Origin of the sequence: Microlunatus soli (genome assembly GCF_900105385.1) — a bacterium.
Taxonomy (GTDB): domain Bacteria; phylum Actinomycetota; class Actinomycetes; order Propionibacteriales; family Propionibacteriaceae; genus Microlunatus; species Microlunatus soli.
The window spans coordinates 5,491,734-5,507,590 of the sequence record NZ_LT629772.1 but is presented as its reverse complement, the minus strand read 5'-3'; the positions used below and the strand labels follow the sequence as shown (position 1 = coordinate 5,507,590).

Below are 15,857 nucleotides of genomic sequence, written 5' to 3'. Positions count from 1 at the left end.
GCCATCGGTCGCCGGCCGCGGAAGTTGCCGGCGCCTCTCGGTCACGTCACGAGATCACTACTACCGATCCATCCGGTCAAGATCGCTGTACGGGGACGTCTCTCGCCCCTTCGGAGGACTCGCGGTCGGACAGGCTGCTGGTCGTCGGACGGATCGGCCGCCCGGCGAATCGAACGAAGGATGATCATGTCTCAGCTGTTCCCAGCGGTCCGGCCGGCGTCTCTGCGGCGGATCGTCGCGGTGTCCGCGGCCGCGTCTGCCGTCGCACTGACCGCCGGTGCTGTGGCCCCGGCTACCGCATCGGCTGCGTCGTCGGTCTGTGGATCGGTCGCGCACTGCACCGTCGTCGACCATGCCGACGTGGACGGTGACGGTCACGCCGACACCGTCGCGGTCGTGCCGCACAAGATCGACAAGCGGGGCAACGCCGGATCCGCGACGGTCCGGGTCAAGACGTCGAAGGGCAAGCTGCTCACCCACACCGTCAAGGGCCTGCAGATGGTGCCTGCCGACCACCTGCTCCGGGCCTCCACTGCGATCGACGGAGAGCAGGGCGCCGAGCTGGTCATCACTCACAAGAACGGTGCGCACACCGTCTGGTACCAGGTGCTGACCGAGAAGCGAGGCGAACTCCGGGTGTCCCCCGCGCCCCGACTCCCCGGCCGGGCCCACACCGTCGACTGGCTGACCGACGGCTCGGTCACCACCACCGGCGGGATCTACCGCCACAAGACGGCAGGCAAGGCGCCGACCGTCACCGTCAAGACAGGCGTGCGGGACGACGACTCCTCGCGGCTGAAGGGACGCAGCGTCGCCTTCCGCTGGCAGCACGGCGGCTGGAAGAAGGTGTCGTCCAGCAAACACCGCTGGACGCCGGAACAGGCCGCAAAGATCAGCGGCTGGCATGTCAAGGGCATCGACGGCGACCTCTGATCCACGACCGAGCAGGCACCCCCGACGTCGGCCCGGTCACAGGCCGATCGCCTGCCGGGCCGCCGCCAGGGTCGGCCCGGCCGTGGACCGGGCCCGCTCGGCCCCGGCGGCGAAGACGGCGTCCACCTGATCGGGCGCCAACTCGGCATACCGGCGTTGGATCGGTTCCAGGGTGGCGATGACGGCGTCGGCGGCGGTGGCCTTCAGCGAGCCGAACGAGTCGTGATCGTCGGCCACCTCGGTGACCGATCGCCCGGCGCAGGCCGCCACGAGTTCGAGCAGGTTGGCCAGACCGGGGCGCCGGTCGGGTTGGTAGCTGATGCCCGGTTCGGAGTCGGTGACGGCTCTCCTGATCTTGCGCCGCACCGCATCCGGGCCGTCCAGCAGATAGATCACCCCGGCCGGGTTGGTGGCCGACTTGCTCATCTTGATCGTCGGTCGCTGAAGATCGCGGAGTCGTGCCGCCACCGGCGGATTGACCGTGACCGGCACGGTGAACACCGGACCGTCCTGCCCCGGATAGTCCCGGTTGAAGCGCTGGGCGAGGTCACGAGCCAGCTCGACGTGCTGGGACTGATCCTGGCCGACGGGCACTTCGGCAGCCTGATAGAGCAGGATGTCCGCCGACATCAGCACCGGGTAGCTGAGCAAGGACATCCGGGTCTCGCCGTTGTCCCGGCCCTTCTCCTTGAACTGGATCATCCGGCCGAGTTCACCGACCCGGGCCACACATTCCAGCAGGTAGTGCAGGCCGGTGTGCTCGGGCACCGCGCTCTGCCGGAACAGCACCTGTCGGACGGGATCGAGCCCGACCGCGAGCATCAGTCGTTGGAATTCGGCTGTCCGCTCGCGCAACAGCGACCGATCGTGCGGCATCGTCATCGCATGCAGGTCGGAGACGCCGAAGTAGCAGTCGCCCCTCGCCTCCCGCATCGGCGCCAGGGCTCCGATGTAGTTGCCGATGGTGAGATGACCGCTCGGCGTCAACAGGCTCAGCTGTACGCCGGTCGAGGTCGGCTGCCCTGTCGAGGGATGGATGGTGGTCGGTTCGGTGATCATGGTGCTCCGTGGGTCGATGCCCCGGCCGGAGTGCAGCACAGAAAAAGCCGCCCTGGTCGGGGCGGCTGAAGGTGATTTCGCGTACGCGTCGCAGGCCGCCCTAGGCGGCCCACCACTGATTCGTACGCAACTGCATGACCGCCAGTGTAGTCCCACGAGGCCGGGCCGGGTCCCATGCCGCCCGAGTGTGCGTCATCTCGCTGTACCCGGACGGCATGGAGCCGATCACTTCTCGTCGAGGATCCGCTGCATGGTGGCGATCTCCTGACGTTGGCTGGTGATGATGGTGCGGGCGAGCTTGCGGGCAGCGGGATAGCGGCCGCCGTCCCGTTCTTCCTGGGCCATCGTGACCGCGCCGCGATGGTGTTCGATCATGCCGGACAGATACAGCGTGGTCGCCCGGTCGCCGGAGGCCGAACGAAGCTCCTCCATGGCCGCTTCGTCCATCATCCCCATGTCGCCGTGATCATGGCCGGCGGGTGGGGTCCTGCTGACGCCGAAGTCGGTCAGCCATCCGGTCATGGTGTCGATCTCGGGAAGCTGGGCGGCCTTGATCTGGCGGGCCAGCTTCTCGACCCGCGGGTCGCTGATGTCCTTGTCGAGCAGCAGATCGCTCATCTCGACGGCCTGTCGATGGTGCGGGATCATCATCTGCGCGAACATCACGTCCGCGGCGTTGTGGGACGCGGTCGTTGCCGACGCGCTCGGAGAGGTGCTGGAGCCGGCAGGACCGGCATCGGGTCCGCCGTCGGTCGTCGAACAGCCGGTGACCGCCAGGGTGGCGGCCATGATCGACGGCAGCAGGGCGCGCTTGATCGTCACAACAGGGTGCATCTGAGTTTCACTTTCGTTGCCGGGGAACATGTCGGGCCAGTGGTGTCGCTACACCTCAGGTCCGGCAGACCGACAACTCCTGCAAGGACATCGCGTTCCGACGTCGCGGGACGACGACCGAGATCCGCGGCGGGAGTCGGCTGCCGATCACCGCCGGGTAGCACCGCACCCGCGGACTGAGCCAGAGCAGCCAGGCCAGCAGCATCAGCCCGATCACCGCCAGGCAGGTCATCGTTCCGAGATCATGATCGTCATGGTCCGGCATCGCCGGCCCCGCGACAGAGGACACAGCGCCGGAGGACACCGCGCCATGGGACACGGCGTGGTGATCATCGGAGGTCATCGGGTCGGACCGGTCACCGTGTGGTGCCGCCGGCAGGACGTGATCGGCAGCCATCGGTGTGACGACGGTGTGCCCGATCGACAGCTGATGCATCGCGATCATCCCGCCCGCGACAGCCAACACCGCGAGTACGGCGGACATCGGCAGCAGTCGGGCGAGCCTGGACATCGTGTGCCCAGCCTAACCCTGACCGAGACCGGCGCCGACCACCGACGCCGTCAGTCGGCGAGCCAGCGGCCGATCGAGGCCAGCAGCACGTCCGGATCGACGGGCTTGGTGACATAGTCACTCGCCCCGGCCGCGAAGCTCTTCTCCCGATCCCCCGCCATCGCCTTGGCGGTGACCATGATGATCGGCAGCCGGTCGAATCGGGCCATCTCCCGGATCGCGGCCGTTGTCGCATAGCCGTCCATCTCGGGCATCATGACGTCCATCAGAATCAGGTCCACGTCGGGATCGGCGAGCAGTTCGTCGATGCCCTTGCGCCCGTTGGTGGCGTGCCGGACGATCATCCCGTTCAGCTCCAGGATTCCGGCCAGGGCCAGCACGTTGCGGGCATCGTCGTCGACGAGCAACACCTTCCGTCCGGCCAACCGGCCGGCGCCGGTCGGCTCGGACGACGACTCCGGCGTCCGGTGCGGTTCAACGGCAACCGGGAGCGGGATCGCCGGCCGTCCGAGCCGGTCCAGGAACCGGTCCCGCAACTCGTCCAGTGAGGACAGCAACTCGATGCTGCCGGCGGCCGCGAGCAACCGGACCTGCGCGGCGGTCAGCGTCCGGGTCGGATGGGCCAACACCGGTACCGGACCTGAATGTCCCGCTTCGCCGAGTCGCTGCAACAACGGCAACGCCGACGCGCTCGCCATACTGGCGTCGACCACGACACACCGCGGTTGCTGGACCGCCAGCGCCGCGATCGCCTCCTCCGGCGTCGCCACCGACTCGATGTGCACCGGCGCGGCGCTGCCGAGATCCACCACGAACTCCCGCACCAGCGCTGCCAACAGCCGCTTGCCGGCGGCCTCCACCACCAATACCCGACCCGGACCGTCGTCGGCCGGCAGTCGCTCGGGGCTGCCCGAAGATCCCGGCTCGACCGGCAACGTCACGGTGAAGGTGCTGCCCTCGCCGAGCCGACTGTCGGCTCGCAACTCGCCGCCGAGCCGGTTCGCCACCTGCCGGCTGATGGACAGTCCGAGTCCGGTGCCGCCGTACCGGCGACTGGTGGTGCCGTCTGCCTGCTGGAAGGCGCCGAAGATCGTCTCCAGGTTTTCCTTCGCGATCCCGATGCCGGTGTCCAGCACCGCGAACTCGATGCTCGGCACCGCGCCGTCGACGGTGCGCCGATCAACCATCCGGACCCGCAGTTCCACCCGGCCGTGCTCGGTGAACTTCACCGCGTTCGACAGCAGGTTCCGCAGCACCTGTCGCAGCCGCTGCTCGTCGGTGGACAGCACCGCGGGCACGTCCGGTGCCAGCGTGACGGCGAACGCCAGCCCCTTCTCCACCGTCAGCGGCCGGAACGTCGTCTGCACGTGTTCCAGCAATTGCGGGAGCGGCGTCGGTTCGATCTGGATGTCCATCTTTCCGGCCTCGACCTTGGACAGGTCGAGGATGTCGTTGATCAACTGCAGCAGGTCGGTGCCCGCCGACTGGATCACCTCGGCGAACTCGACCTGTTTCGGGGTCAGGTTCTGTGTCGCGTTCTTCGCCAGCACACCGGCCAGGATCAACAGACTGGTGAGCGGCGTGCGCAGCTCGTGCGACATGTTCGCCAGGAACTCGGACTTGTAGCGCGACGCCATCGCCAACTGCTGGGCGCGTTCCTCGATCTCCTGACGGGCCTGCTCGATCTCGAAATTCTTGATCTCGATGTCCCGGTTCTGGGTGGCCAGCAGCTCCGCCTTCTCGGCCAGTTCGGCGTTGGACTGTTGGAGTTTCAGCTGCTGGGCCTGCAATTCGCCGGACCGGGTCTGCAGCTCGCCGGCCAGCCGTTGCGACTCCTCCAGCAACGAGTCGGTACGGGCGTTGGCGATGATCGTGTTGACGTTGACGCCGATGCTCTCCATCAGCTGTTCCAGGAAGTCCCGCTGCACCGGGCTGAACCGGCTGAACGACGCCAACTCGATCACGCCGAGCACCTGGTCCTCGAACACGATCGGCAGCACGATCAGGTTGACCGGCGGCGCCTGTCCCAGCCCGGAAGAGATGTTGACGTAGGCGGGCGGGGTCTGGTCCACCACGATCGGGACCCTGGTCAGCGCGACCTGCCCGATCAGCGACTCCCCCAGCTCGAACGTCACCTCGCGCCCGCCGCCGTACCCGTAGCCGGCGAGCAACCGCAGCACCGACGCCCCGGGATCCATCAGGAAGAAGGTGCCGTGCTGCGCACCGACCAACGGCGTCAGCTCGTTCATGATCAACTGCGCCACGGTACGCAGATCCCGGTGCCCCTGCAGCAATCCGGAGATCCGGGCGAGGTTCTTGTTCAGCCAGTCCTGGTCCTCTCCTGCCCGGGTGGTCTCGCGCAGCGACTGCACCATGGCGTTGATGTTGTCGCTCAGTTCGGCCACTTCTCCCTTGGCCTCGACGGAGATCGAACGGGTCAGATTGCCGGTGGCGACCGCGCTGGCGACCTCGGCGATCGCCCGTACCTGCCGGGTCAGATTGCCGGCCAGCTCGTTGACGTTCTCGGTGAGCCGCTTCCAGGTACCTGACACGCCTTCGACCTCGGCCTGCCCGCCCAACCGGCCCTCCTTGCCGACCTCGCGGGCGACCCTGGTCACCTCGGCGGCGAAGGCCGACAACGTGTCGACCATGGTGTTGATCGTCGTCTTCAGTTCGAGGATCTCGCCACGTGCGTCGACGTCGATCTTCTGGTTCAGCTCGCCACGGGCCACCGCGGTGGTGACCTGGGCGATCGACCGCACCTGGTTGGTCAGGTTGTTGGCCATCGAATTCACGTTGTCGGTCAGGCTCTTCCAGGTGCCGGCCACATTGGGCACCCGGGCCTGGCCGCCGAGCATCCCTTCGGTGCCGACCTCGCGCGCCACCCGGGTGACCTCGTCGGCGAACGCCGACAGCGTGTCCACCATCGTGTTGATCGTGTCGGCCAGCGCGGCCACCTCGCCCTTGGCCTCGACGGTGATCCGCTGCGACAGGTCACCACGGGCCACCGCGGTCGCCACCGACGCGATCGACCGCACCTGATCGGTCAGGTTGTCGGCCATCACGTTCACCGACTCGGTCAACCCCTTCCAGGTGCCCGACACACCCTTCACATCGGCCTGCCCACCGAGCCGACCCTCGGTGCCGACCTCACGAGCCACCCGGGTCACCTCGTCGGCGAAGGTGGACAAGGTGTCGACCATCGTGTTGATGGTGTCCTTCAGTTCGAGGATCTCGCCCCGCGCGTCCACCCGGATCTTCTGCGACAGATCACCCTGCGCGACCGCGGTGGTCACCTCGGCGATGGACCGCACCTGGTCGGTCAGGTTGTCGGCCATCACGTTCACCGACTCGGTCAACCCCTTCCAGGTGCCCGACACACCCTTCACATCGGCCTGCCCACCCAGCCGACCCTCGGTGCCGACCTCCCGAGCCACCCGAGTCACCTCGTCGGCGAAGGAGGACAGCTGGTCCACCATCGTGTTGATCGTCGACTTCAGTTCGAAGATCTCGCCGCGCGCGTCGACGGTGATCTTCTGCGACAGATCGCCGTTGGCGACGGCGGTCGCGACCTGGGCGATGGAACGCACCTGGGCGGTCAGGTTGCCGGCCATGAAGTTCACCGAGGTGGTCAGGTCCCGCCAGGTCCCGGCGACGCCGGGCACCTGTGCCTGGCCGCCGAGGATCCCTTCGGTGCCGACCTCCTTGGCCACCCGGGTGACCTCGTCGGCGAAGGAGGACAAGGTGTCCACCATCGTGTTGATGGTGGACTTGAGTTCCAGGATCTCGCCCCGCGCGTCCACCCGGATCTTCTGCGACAGGTCCCCCTCGGCGACCGCGGTGGTCACTTCGGCGATGGCACGCACCTGGTCGGTCAGGTTGTCGGCCATCACGTTCACCGAGGTGGTCAGGTCGCGCCAGGTCCCCGCTACGCCCGGCACCTCTGCCTGGCCGCCGAGCCGCCCCTCGCTGCCGACCTCCCGAGCCACCCGGGTCACCTCGTCGGCGAAGGAGGACAGCTGGTCCACCATCGTGTTGATCGTGTTCTTCAGCCCCAGCAGCTCGCCCTTCACCTGAACGGTGATCTTCTGCGTCAGGTCGCCCTTGGCGACCGCGGTTGCGACGCTGGCGATGTCTCGGACCTGCGCGGTCAGATTGCCCGCCATCGCATTCACCGACTCGGTGAGATCCTTCCAGGTCCCCGATACCGCCGGGACCGATGCCTGGCCGCCGAGCTTGCCGTCGGTTCCGACCTCGCGGGCCACCCGGGTGACCTCGGTGGTGAACAGTGCCAGCTGGTCGACCATGCCGTTGAACACCACCGCGATCTCGTCCAGCAGGGTGTTGCCGACCTGCGGCAGGTGAGTGCTGAAGTCGCCGTCCCGGACGGCCTTCAACCCGTCCAGCAGCTGCAGCAGGCGCTCGTCGTCAACAGCGCCGTCGAGGTGTCGGTCCGTCTCGCGTGTGGTCATCGCGGGTCCCCTTCCACTGCGCAGGTGTCAGCGCGTTCACTGCTCCAGCAGACCGACGTCGAAGGACTGCTCGCCGGCCGCGACCCGGTGGATCGTGCTGAGCAGATTGTCCAACCGCCCCGCCTTCAGCACCAGTCCGTCGCCACCGGCCGCCCGGACCCGGTCGGCGATCGCACGGTCCGCCTCGCCGGTGAAGATCAGGACGCGACCGGACGGATGGTGTTCGCGCAACGGTGCGATCGCGTCGACTCCGTCACCGTCGGGCAGCCGTCGGTCGAGCAGCACCAGATCGGGGCCGAGCTCGGCGGCCAGCGACACCGCTTCGGCGATCGTCCCGGCGGTCCCGACGAGGTCGATGTCCTCGACGGTCTCGAACGCGGCGACCAGGGCCATCGCCACCTGGGCGTGGTCTTCGACGAGCAGCAGTCGGATCGGGCCCGGTGCGTTCGGCTGGGAATTCGGTGCGTTCGGCTGGGAATTCACGCTGCATCATCTCCCGGGGCAACACCCACGGGATTCCGGGAGTTCGTGCCGCTGCTCGCAGCATACCGACCCGGGTCTGCCGGGGGAGCAGATCCGGGTCGACAGCAGAGATGAGCTGATCAGTACCAGGACATCGGGTTGATCATGTTGCCGTCCTTGTACACCATCAGGTGCATGTGGCAGCCGGTGGAGTAGCCGGTGGTGCCGACGTAGCCGATGACCTGGCCCTTGTTGACGTGGTCGCCGACGCCGACGGTGTAGCGGATGGCGTGGTTCATCGCCGTGGTGATGTAGTGCCCGTCCACCTTGCCGTGATCGATCAGCAGCCGGTTGCCGTAGCCGGCGTTGAAGTACTTCTCGGCGACCCGGCCGTCGTACGGCGCATGGATCGGGGCACCGCAGGCGGCGCCGAAGTCGGTGCCGTCATGCAGCTTCCAGATGTGCAGCACCGGGTGCAGCCGCATCCCGTACGGGGAGGTGATCGGTGCGTCGGCCGGATAGACGAAGCCGTGGTGCGCCGAGCTGTCCGATCCGCCGCCACCGCCGCCACCGGAGTTGTCGGAGGAACCGCCCCCGCCGCCTCCGGAGTGCGACTTGTTGGCCTGCCGCTCGGCGGCGCGTTCCTCGGCCCTGGCTGCTTCGGCCTCGGCCTTCGACCGGGCCTTGGCTGCGCGTTCCCGGGCGGCTCGGGCACGGGCCTCGGCGGCGGCCTTGGCTCGGGCGGCTGCGGCCCGGCGGGCGGCCTCGGCCTTCTCCCGGGCGATGCGTTCGGCGATCCGCTTCTGGACCGCGGCGTCCTCGTCCTGCAGGTTCTGATAGTGCGCCTTGTCCGCGGCGGCGGCCTTGTCGGCGGCAGCCTGGGCCGACTCGCGCTGTTTGACCAGCCCGGCGACGGTCGCCTTCTGGGTCTCGGCCTGGGCCTCCAGATTGCGTTTGGTCTGCAGGTTGGCGGCGGCCGCGGCGCGATCGGCGGCGACCTGCTTCTCCAGGGCTGCCTGCTTGGCCTTCTCGGCGTCCAGCTTCTTCTGCAGCGCGGTGAGGTCGTTGAATTCGGACTGGTTGGTGTCCAGCATCGTCTGCGACAGTTGGAGCCGCTTCTCCATGTCGTTGGCCGACGAGCTCGTGGTCAGCACGGCGAGCGGCATCAGGCTGGTCTGCTTCTGGAACTGGTTGCGGACGATCTCGCCGACCAGCGCCTTCTTCTTGGCCAGGTTCTGCCGGCCCTTGGCGACGGCCGCCTTGGCCTGGGCCAGTTCGGCCCGCTGCTGCCGGAGCTTGACCGCCATCGCAGCGTCCTTGTCCGCGGCGACCTGGGCCTCCTGCTGAGTCTTGGCCAGCGCGGCCTGCGCTGCGCTCAGTTCGTGTTCGGCCCTGGTCAGCTCGACGGCGGCGTCGGAGGCGGCCTGGGAGGACTCGTTCATGTCCTGCTGGGTCCGACTGATCTGCTGTTGCAGCTCTTTGTGCTTGTCGTCCAGTGGGTCGCCGACGGCGGCCGACACGGTCAGGCAACCGGTCAGCGCAGCGGTCGCGAGCGCCATCCCGATCCGGAACAACGGACGGCCCCGGCGCCTCGCGGTCGCCGAGCTGCCCGCCGTACGCGGATCGTTTTCAGTTGTGTGCATGGACGCTGGCCGGAGCCAGGCGAAGCCACCTCGTGCTGCTGGTGCCTCGCTGTCGTCCGGAACGCCGTTGTCGACGCAGGGAAGGTCCGGAACCACAGCTTTCCCCAATCAGTACCTAGGAGTGTGCTGTCAGATATTGCCCTGGATCATCCGGTTCGCACCTGCGGCGCAGCCGCAGCGACGGTGCAAACCGGAGGATCCGGGTCTACTGCCAGATGGAGTTGTGCAGAGCAGGCGGACGACGTCGTACGACGTCGGCAACGACCGACTCCAGGGTGATTTAACAGCACAGACCCCATCCGTCACACAACCTGGCGACGCGTGTCCGCCCGATCGGGGAGCAAACCTGAGTAACTCTCAAGGTCAGACGCGGAGGTACTTCCGGGTCGTCACAAGCGTGGGAATCACCGCCAGCAGGATGCCGACGATGCCGACGGCGCCCATCGCGAGGAAGGTTTGGTTCCAGCCGATCCAATTTAAAGACTGGATCGAGACTTGAGCCTTACGCATGATGATGAAGTAAACGCCTGCGGCCAATGTTGCGCATGAGAGAGCCGCTCCGATCAATGCGGAGATCACTGATTCCAGCAGGAACGGCAGCGTGATATAGAAGTTGCTCGCTCCGACCAGCCTCATGATGCCGATCTCGCGTCTTCGGGCGAACGCGGTCAGCCGGATCGTGTTGCCGATCTGCAGGGCTGCGGCCAGCAGCAGCAGGGCCGAGGCGATGATGGTCCCCCACTGCAGCAGGTTGATCCAGCTGAAGAGCGGGTCGAGGATCTGTTTCAGGTCCTGGATCGCCTGGACCCCCGGCAGCCCCTGCACCGAGGAGACGACGCCGTCGTACTGCTCGGGGTTCTTCAGCTTGATCCGGAAGGACTCCTGCATCTGGTCCTCGGTCAGCGATCCCTGCAGCGGGTTGCCCTCGTAGGCCTTCTTGAATTCCTGGTACGCCTCGTGCTTGGACTCGAAGTAGACACCGCCCTGGGCGACCTCGGGATTGGACTCCAGGGTCTGCCGGATGACCTGCTTCTGCGCCTCGGTGGTGTCCTGACCCGGCGTGCAGTTGTCGCCGGAGGAGACCGCCTTGGAGCAGAGGAAGACGGTGATCTCGATCTTGTCGTACCACTTGCCCTTGGCCAGTTCGACCTCCTGCTGGGCCAGCAGACCGGCACCGAACAGGGACAGCGAGACCCACATCGTGACGATCACGGCCAGCGTCATCGTCAGGTTGCGGCGCAGTCCCGCGCCGGCCTCGGCGAAGATGTGTCGGAGTCGCATATGTCCTACAGGTTCCTGTTCGTTCTAGGGGAAGTGCCCGGCGCAGCCACCCGACGCCGAGCCGCTCCACAGATCACGCCCGATCCGACGTGACCCGATCGGTCCGACCCGGCCATCCGAACCCGACCAGCCCGACCGGCCCGGGGGGTCAGGGGGGTCGTCCCCCCTGCTCTGATAGTCACGTCTGGTAGCCGTAGACGCCACGGGACTGGTCGCGGACGACGAGTCCGTCGTCCAACTCGATGACCCGCTTGCGCATCTGATCGACGATGGTCTGGTCGTGGGTGGCCATCAGCACCGTGGTGTCGGCCCGGTTGATCCGGTCCAGCAGCTTCATGATGCCCACGCTGGTGGCGGGGTCCAGGTTTCCGGTCGGCTCGTCGGCGATCAGGATCATCGGCCGGTTCACGAAGGCTCGAGCGATCGCCACCCGCTGCTGCTCGCCGCCGGAGAGCTCATCGGGACGGCGGTCCTCCTTGCCGTCCAGACCGACCAGGTCCAGCACCTCGGGGACCACCCGGTTGATGGTGGTCTTGGACTTGCCGATCACCTGCAGCGCGAACGCGACGTTCTCGTGCACGGTCTTGTTCGGCAGCAATCGGAAGTCCTGGAAGACGGTGCCGATCTGGCGCCGCATCCCGGGGACCTTCCAGCTGTGCATCTTGGACAGGTCACGGCCGGCCACGTACACGTTGCCCTGGGATGCCCGCAGCTCACGCAGGATCAGTCGCAGGAAGGTCGACTTGCCCGATCCCGACGTACCGACCAGGAAGACGAACTCTCCCTTGTCGATCTCGACGTTCACGTCGCCCAGGGCAGCGCGCCGCTGCCCCTCGTAGACCTTGGTCACGTTCTCGAATCGAATCACAATGCTTCTCAGCTAGGAGGTGTGCCCGCCCCGAGAATCGTGCAGTCACGAGTTCGCAGGCGGGACCGGCCGCAACGAGTGTAGGCGAGACCTGATCGTTATCCACATATTGCGGCGGGCGCGCCGGAAATGACCCTCTCTCGCAGCCGTCAGCTGGTGGCGAACTCTCCCCAGCCGTGCCAGCGGTCGATCTCGATCCAGGCGTCGACCCGCGGCCGGTCCCGATTCGGGTACGGGTTGCCGCTGTAGGCGCGGCTGAGTCGGTCGATGCCGGCCAGCTCGGTGTCATCGACGATCTCGACCACCCGGCCCTGCAGGCTGACGTGTTCGTACCAGCTGTCGGCCAGCACCGTCAGTGAGACCCGGGGATCGTTGCGCAGATACTCCAGTCGCTTGCGGCCGGCGTCCATGTTGACCAGGATCCGGCCCCCTTCATAGCCGTACCAGGTGGCGACGGTCACCGGCTGCCCGTCCGGGCGGACGGTGGCGATGATCGCCGGGTTCGGCTGGGCGAGGAACTTCTCGATCTCGGCGGGGATCGGTGGCTTGGGCATCTGGCTCCTTCTCGGTTAGACGGCTGCCTCTTCGGTACGGCGCCACCGGACGCCGGCGTCCAGGAAGTCGTCGATCTCGCCGTCGAACACGGCGTCGGGGTTGGAGGTCTCGTAGTTGGTCCGCAGGTCCTTGACCATCTGGTACGGGTGCAGCACGTAGGACCGCATCTGCGCTCCCCAGCTGTTGCCGCCGTCGCCCTTCAGCGCGTTCAGCTCGGCCTCGCGCTCCTTGCGGGCCCGTTCCAGCAGCCGGGACTGCAGCACCTGCAGCGCTGCGGCCTTGTTCTGCAGCTGGGACTTCTCGTTCTGACAGGACACGACGATGCCGGTCGGCAGGTGGGTGATCCGGACCGCGGAGTCGGTGGTGTTGACGCTCTGTCCGCCCGGGCCGGAGGACCGGAAGACGTCGATCCGGATGTCAGCCTCGGGGATGTCGATATGGTCGGCCTGTTCGGTGACCGGTAGCACCTCGACCCCGGCGAACGAGGTCTGCCGCCGGCCCTGGTTGTCGAACGGGGAGATCCGGACCAGCCGGTGGGTGCCCTGCTCCACCGACAGGGTGCCGTAGGCGTACGGCGCCTTGACGGTGAAGGTGGCCGATTTGATGCCCGCTTCCTCGGCGTAGGAGGTGTCGTAGACCTCGGCACCGTAGTGATGCCGCTCGGCCCAACGCAGATACATCCGCAGCAGCATCGCGGCGAAGTCGGCGGCATCGACGCCACCGGCCTCGGAACGAATCGTCACCAGGGCGTCGCGCTGGTCGTACTCGCCGCTCAGCAGGGTCCGGACCTCGAGGGAGTCGATGGCCTTGCGCAGGTTGGCGAATTCGGTCTCCGCCTCGGCCAGGCTGTCGGCGTCACCCTCGGACTCGGCGAGTTCGACGAGCACCTGGACGTCGTCCAGCCGGGAACGGAGCTTGCTGACCCGCTCCACGTCGCCCTGCAGCGAGGACAGCCGGGAGGTGACCCGCTGTGCGTTCTCCTGGTCGTCCCACAGGTCGGGGCGGGCGACTTCCTTCTCCAGCTCGGCGATCTCGGCCTGCTTGGCCTCCGGATCCGTGACGGACTCGATGGAGGTCAGGGCACGGTCGAGCTCGGTCCACAGAGCAGAGAAGTCGGTAGCCACAGCCGCCCAGCCTACCTCCCCGGAACGGCCCCCAGTCATCCCTGGTCGACCCCCTGGTCCGCCGACTCCGCGACTCCGGCCACCTATCGTTGGAGCCATGGGAATGGGATTCGTCAAAGGACTGGCCAAGGGCGCGATCGTCGCCAAGGTGGTGCAGGTCGCGCAGCGTGAGCTGCGTAAGCCCGAGAACCAACGCAAGATCAAGGAGACGGTGCAGCGCGTCCGGCACAAGATCCGCTGACCGCGGATCACCGTTAAGCTCCTGTCCCGCAACGATGGACGTCGGCGATGGGTGGAGTGAGATGGCAGAGGTGGCCGATCCGGTGCTGGCGATCGACATCGGCGGGACCAAGATCGCCGTAGCGGTGGTCCAGCCGGACGGGACGATCACCCACCAACTGCGGGCACCGACCCCGAAGGACGCCGACGCCGCGGCGACCTTCGCCCCGGCGGCCGAGGTGATCGGCAAGATCATCGGTGAGGCCGGGCTGAGTGGCCGGCAGCGGGTCGGAATCGGATCGGCCGGCCCGATCGACGGTCCGGCCGGATGGATCTCGCCGGTGAACATCGCTGCCTGGCGCGAGTTCCCGGTTGTCGAACAGGTCCGCCGGGTGGTGGCCGAGGAGACCGGCGCCGATCCCCTGGTCGGTCTGGCCGGCGACGGGCACTGCATGGCATTGGGCGAGCATTGGCTGGGTGCGGGCGCCGATGTGCATTCGATGGTCGGGATGGTGCTGTCGACCGGTGTCGGCGCCGGTGCGGTGATCAACGATCAGTTGTACGCCGGGACGACCGGCAATGCGGTGTTGCTCGGCCACATCAGTGTGAACGCGTTCGGGCCGCTCTGTGTCTGCGGCGGCCACGGTTGTGTCGAGTCCTACGCCCGCGGGCCGGCGATGGTCGTCCAGGCCCAGCAGGCCGGCTGGACCGGTGGCGACGACGCCGAGGCACTGACCGCCGACGCGCGGGCCGGCGACCCGATCGCGATCGAGGTGATCGACCGCGGGATGCGTGCGTTGGCCGCCGGGATCGCTGCCACCGCAACGTTGTTGGACGTCGAGACCTTCGTCCTCGGCGGTGGTGTCGCCAAGGCCGGCGAGGTGATCTTCACCCCGTTGCGCCAGCACCTGCGTGACTTCGCCACCCTGTCCTACGTACAGAACCTCGAGGTCCGACCGGCGATACTGGACAACGCCGGCATCCTCGGCGCCGCTGCCCTCGCCCAAACCCTGTCGACCTGATCGTTTCGGCCGACCCTGTCGTGATCACCGACTCGCCGAGCGGAACGCGCTCGGTGAGGTGGACGTCGCGATCCGGAACCGCCGGGAGAAGTACAACGGGTCGTCGTAGCCGACCCGGCCGGCGACCTCGGCGATCGGCAGGTCGGTCATGATCAACAACTGGCGGGCCAGATCCATCCGCTGCCGTTGGATGTGAGCCATCAGGCTGGTGCCGAGTTGATCGCCGGCCAGGTGTGCCAGCCGGGTTGCCGACAGACCGCCGATCCGGGCCAGTGATGCGACGGTGTGCGGTCGATCAAGATGATCACCGGCGTACTCCAGGACGGCCAGCAGTCGCGGATCGAGAACGGGCCGGCGCGGGTTCTGGGTGTCGCACCAGAGCAGCACCTCCTCCACCGCGTTCATCGCGAACTGAGGACTCTGCGGCAGACCGCTGCGGGCTGCGACGGTGGCCCGGTCGAGATTGGCGACCACCCGATCCCGGACCGCGTGCTCGATCGGCAACTGCCGGATGCCGGGTGCGACCGACGGCCAGTCCAGCAGCGGCAGCCAGTCCGGGCGTGGTTCCAGATGGGCCCAGCGCAAGGTCCAGCGGCCGGCAGCGGGATCGGTCCCGTAGTCGTGCGGCACGTACGGTTCGACGACGGTGATCTGGTCCGGGCCGGTCCGGATGTCACGCTGGCCGGTGACCCGCAACCGGCCGCCGCCGGCGACGGTTGCCAGCAGCAGCCAATCGGTGGTGCCGCGCAGCCGGACGGTGCGGTAGGTGTCGTCGCCGTCCAGCCTGCCGGTCAGCACCCGGGCGGTGCGGCGGGCGACCGAGACCGCGTCGGTCTGCTTGGCCATGACAGGATTATCCATGCTGCCGACCGGA

The 15,857-nt window shown here is 67.5% G+C and carries 14 protein-coding genes; 3 read left to right on the top strand and 11 right to left on the bottom strand.

The window, feature by feature from the left end:
- The first annotated feature begins 186 nt into the window (after positions 1-186).
- Entirely contained in the window at positions 187-933 is a 747-nt protein-coding gene (locus tag BLU38_RS25220; RefSeq protein ID WP_157683705.1) for a hypothetical protein, read from the top strand.
- 36 nt (positions 934-969) lie between these two features.
- Here the strand turns inward: BLU38_RS25220 and trpS are convergent, their stop codons facing one another.
- The 10 genes from trpS to prfB form a co-directional block, all read right to left on the bottom strand.
- A complete protein-coding gene (gene trpS / locus BLU38_RS25215; RefSeq protein ID WP_091528721.1) occupies positions 970-1,992 on the bottom strand; it encodes a tryptophan--tRNA ligase in 1,023 nt (340 codons plus the stop codon).
- 225 nt (positions 1,993-2,217) lie between these two features.
- Positions 2,218-2,826, bottom strand: coding sequence for a DUF305 domain-containing protein (locus tag BLU38_RS25210; protein ID WP_091528718.1), 609 nt, complete (start codon positions 2,824-2,826; stop codon positions 2,218-2,220).
- A 55-nt stretch (positions 2,827-2,881) separates the two neighbouring features.
- Positions 2,882-3,337, bottom strand: coding sequence for a hypothetical protein (locus BLU38_RS25205; protein ID WP_091528715.1), 456 nt, complete (start codon positions 3,335-3,337; stop codon positions 2,882-2,884).
- Between the two features lie 50 nt (positions 3,338-3,387).
- Entirely contained in the window at positions 3,388-7,809 is a 4,422-nt protein-coding gene (locus BLU38_RS25200; RefSeq protein WP_091528712.1) for a HAMP domain-containing protein, read from the bottom strand.
- Between the two features lie 36 nt (positions 7,810-7,845).
- On the bottom strand, positions 7,846-8,292 hold the full coding sequence (locus tag BLU38_RS25195; protein ID WP_091528710.1) for a response regulator: 447 nt from the start codon (positions 8,290-8,292) through the stop codon (positions 7,846-7,848).
- 119 nt (positions 8,293-8,411) lie between these two features.
- Entirely contained in the window at positions 8,412-9,914 is a 1,503-nt protein-coding gene (locus BLU38_RS25190; protein ID WP_157683704.1) for a M23 family metallopeptidase, read from the bottom strand.
- A 363-nt stretch (positions 9,915-10,277) separates the two neighbouring features.
- Positions 10,278-11,195: a permease-like cell division protein FtsX gene (gene ftsX / locus BLU38_RS25185; RefSeq protein WP_091528706.1), complete on the bottom strand. Its 918-nt coding sequence runs from the start codon at positions 11,193-11,195 to the stop codon at positions 10,278-10,280.
- 178 nt (positions 11,196-11,373) lie between these two features.
- Complete coding sequence (gene ftsE, locus BLU38_RS25180; RefSeq protein WP_091528704.1) at positions 11,374-12,063, bottom strand: cell division ATP-binding protein FtsE; 690 nt, start codon at positions 12,061-12,063, stop codon at positions 11,374-11,376.
- 149 nt (positions 12,064-12,212) lie between these two features.
- Positions 12,213-12,617 carry a PPOX class F420-dependent oxidoreductase gene (locus BLU38_RS25175; RefSeq protein ID WP_091528702.1) on the bottom strand — a complete coding sequence of 135 codons (405 nt, stop codon included), beginning with the start codon at positions 12,615-12,617 and terminating at the stop codon, positions 12,213-12,215.
- 15 nt (positions 12,618-12,632) lie between these two features.
- Positions 12,633-13,742 (bottom strand): peptide chain release factor 2, encoded by a 1,110-nt coding sequence (gene prfB / locus BLU38_RS25170; protein WP_231920033.1) that lies wholly within the window; start codon positions 13,740-13,742, stop codon positions 12,633-12,635.
- A gap of 97 nt (positions 13,743-13,839) precedes the next feature.
- Here prfB and BLU38_RS31060 point away from each other — a divergent pair, with 97 nt between their 5' ends.
- Both BLU38_RS31060 and BLU38_RS25165 read left to right on the top strand, forming a co-directional pair.
- Positions 13,840-13,983 carry a hypothetical protein gene (locus tag BLU38_RS31060; RefSeq protein WP_157683703.1) on the top strand — a complete coding sequence of 48 codons (144 nt, stop codon included), beginning with the start codon at positions 13,840-13,842 and terminating at the stop codon, positions 13,981-13,983.
- Between the two features lie 61 nt (positions 13,984-14,044).
- Positions 14,045-14,983, top strand: a complete 939-nt coding sequence (locus BLU38_RS25165; RefSeq protein WP_091533120.1) for an ROK family protein — start codon at positions 14,045-14,047, stop codon at positions 14,981-14,983.
- Between the two features lie 24 nt (positions 14,984-15,007).
- On the opposite strand, the gene BLU38_RS25160 is transcribed toward BLU38_RS25165, so the two are convergent.
- Positions 15,008-15,829 carry a helix-turn-helix domain-containing protein gene (locus tag BLU38_RS25160; RefSeq protein ID WP_172836218.1) on the bottom strand — a complete coding sequence of 274 codons (822 nt, stop codon included), beginning with the start codon at positions 15,827-15,829 and terminating at the stop codon, positions 15,008-15,010.
- Between the last annotated feature and the right edge of the window lie 28 nt (positions 15,830-15,857).